We start from the raw sequence: 2424 nt of genomic DNA on the forward strand, positions 1-2424 counted from the left end.
GTGCCGCCCGCGCGGATGCGCGCGTACACCGATCAGGTGCTGGCGGGCGCGGCGGCCGGCCAGCTACGGCCGCTCATCGGCCAGCGCTTCCCGCTGGAACGCGCGGCGGACGCGCACGCCGCCATCGAGGCGCGCGGAACAGTCGGCAAGACCCTGCTGGACGTGAACTGACCGGGTTCAGAGGTACATGCCGGTGCGGTGCTCCGACTCGTCGCGCCGGACCGGCTTGTCACCCTCACCGAAGAACCGCTTGCCGCCGAACTCGCCGTGCAGACGGTCGTCCAACTCGTCGGCGAGACCGGTCATCACCTGCACCGCGAGCATCAGATGGGTGGCCTGGAAGTTGCGGCCGAACACCGGGATGGACGCCCAGACCGTGTCGTCGGCGCAGTAGAGGCGGCCGATCGGCATCCGGTTCGTCAGCTCGGAGAGCTTGACGTAGAGCCGCTCGGTCGGCTCCACCTCGGTGAGCACCGGGGAGAACACGTCCACCAGGGGCGGGTTGTCCCGCACCCGCACGAAGACCATCGCCGAGCCGGCGCGGATGGTGATGTCGCCGTCCGAGTCGATCTGCAACCGGTCGGTGTCCGACTTCAACATCGTGGAGACCACGGTACGGACCCGGTCGGCCAGGTCGAGCACGTCGTCCCGCTCGACCTGAGCGGCGGCCGCCTCGGCCAACGCCTCCTCCAGGTCCGCCTCGACATCGGCGTCCGGGCCGAACTCGCTACGCGCGGTGCCCAGCGGGTCCACCGTCAGCGGTTCGCCCTCGGCGTCGTGCACCAGGTAGACGAGGAAGGCCGGGTGCGGGGCACCGTAGACGTCCCGCAGCGTGCGGGAGAGCAGCGTGGCCACCTGGGTCGACTCGCCCGTCGTGGCGTTCAACCCGAAGGAACCGCCGGAGCCGGCGACCACCCCGGGCGGCGACCAACCGAGCGCGACCATGTCCGCCACCGCGCCCCGGTCCAGTCGGTACCCCGCCGGTAGGGTGGCGTTGCCGACCGCGCGGGCGGACAACACCCGGTCCGCGTCCACGTCGACGCTTATCGAGTAGACGGCGTCACCGGTGCCGGAGGCCGTGGGATCGAGGGTCACGTCGAGGTGCGCGCCGACGGGAAGTTCCCGCAGCCGCACGGCGAGCGCGCGGGCGAACTCCCGCCACGCCTCGGTCACCTTCGCCCGCAGGTCGGTGGTGCTGGGCTCGTCGAGCAGGATCGATTCCGCCGGCTCGGTCGAAGCGCCGGGCAGCTCACCGTGCGGGGCCGAGGGGTGGTCAGCCGTCATGATCGCCTCCGTCCGTCACGATCACCCTACCCACGCCGCCGGTAGGCCGAATCAGCCCGGACCGGGATCGGACAGCGGCGGTCAGCGGGCCGTCGGGTCCGCGGGGTCGGCGCCCAACTCGACCGGCCAGGCGCCGGCCAACGCGCTGAGCCGGGCCGCAGCGTCCGCCGGCTCCGCACCCCGGCCAACCGCCACACCCAAGAGGTACGCGGTCACCGGCGCTCCGGGACGCAGCACCTGGTGGGCGACGTCCCGGGCCAGATCGAGCACCGCCGGCACCGGCACCGCGGCCGGGTCCAGATCCAACTCGGCACACACCGCCGTGACCCAGTCGTCCATCACCGTCATCGCGCCCACTCCTCCGCCCGGCGTACGTCCTCGTCAGTGTCGCAGTCGAACCACGGCGGCGGGCCCTCGCCGGACCAGGCCACCTCCCGCACCACGAGACCGGCCAGCAGCGCCCGCACCGGCGCCCCGGACAGGCTCCCGCCCCGCTCGACGGCCAGCCGGTCCAACGCCGCCCGCAGCGCCGCGACCCGCCAGACACCACAGAGCGACTGCCGCCGCCCGTCCCCGTCCACGAAGCACACCCCGTCCGGTCCCCGCTCGCCGCCGCTGGGCGGCGGTGCCGACGCGGAGCGGTCTCCGGCCGGTCCGGTGCGTGCGGACTCACCGTCGAAGTGGTTCAACAGGTCACTGATCGCGGCCCGGGTGAGCAGCGGCAGATCGCCGGCGAGCAACGCGACAAGGGCGGTGTCGGGATCCAGCAGCGCCAGGCCGGCCGCCGCCGCGGCGACCGGGCCCCCGCCGGGCGGGTCCTCCCGGACGACCCGCACACCCGCCGGCACGCCCTGGGCCGCACCGACCAGCACCCGCGGCGTCGCGTCGGCGACGGCGGCCAGCACGCGGTCACGCATCGGCCGACCACCGACCGGAAGCGCGGGCTTGTCGACCCCGCCCATCCGTCGGGCGGCCCCACCCGCGAGCACCACTGCTGCGTACGTCCCCACCCGGCCACGGTAACCGTGCCGGCGCTCGGATACGCCAGCCCAACCCCTCACCCCGGTGATCATGGAGTTGTCGCTCGACACGCCGACAACACGCGCGGACAAGTTCATGATCAACGCGCGGGGTGGGGGG

The 2424-nt window shown here is 73.6% G+C and carries 4 protein-coding genes; 1 reads left to right on the forward strand and 3 read right to left on the reverse strand.

Annotation, left to right across the window (positions count from 1 at the left end; translation table 11 throughout):
* The first annotated feature begins 15 nt into the window (after positions 1-15).
* Positions 16-171: a zinc-binding dehydrogenase gene (locus KBX53_RS29655; protein WP_247676423.1), complete on the forward strand. Its 156-nt coding sequence runs from the start codon at positions 16-18 to the stop codon at positions 169-171.
* Positions 172-177: 6 nt separating this feature from the next.
* Here KBX53_RS29655 and KBX53_RS29660 read toward each other — a convergent pair whose 3' ends face one another.
* The 3 genes from KBX53_RS29660 to KBX53_RS29670 all read right to left on the reverse strand — a co-directional run bounded on the left by KBX53_RS29660 (position 178) and on the right by KBX53_RS29670 (position 2357).
* Positions 178-1284, reverse strand: coding sequence for a hypothetical protein (locus KBX53_RS29660; protein WP_030331736.1), 1107 nt, complete (start codon positions 1282-1284; stop codon positions 178-180).
* 81 nt (positions 1285-1365) lie between these two features.
* Positions 1366-1632 carry a DUF6457 domain-containing protein gene (locus KBX53_RS29665; RefSeq protein ID WP_210862945.1) on the reverse strand — a complete coding sequence of 89 codons (267 nt, stop codon included), beginning with the start codon at positions 1630-1632 and terminating at the stop codon, positions 1366-1368.
* The gene (locus KBX53_RS29670; RefSeq protein ID WP_210862949.1) at positions 1629-2357 is read right to left on the reverse strand and encodes a molybdenum cofactor guanylyltransferase; all 729 of its coding nucleotides are present in this window, start codon (positions 2355-2357) and stop codon (positions 1629-1631) included. Before KBX53_RS29670 ends, KBX53_RS29665 begins: the two co-directional genes overlap by 4 nt.
* Positions 2358-2424: the final 67 nt, after the last annotated feature.

Source organism: Micromonospora sp. M51 (assembly GCF_018070305.1).
Taxonomy (GTDB): Bacteria; Actinomycetota; Actinomycetes; order Mycobacteriales; family Micromonosporaceae; genus Micromonospora; species Micromonospora parva.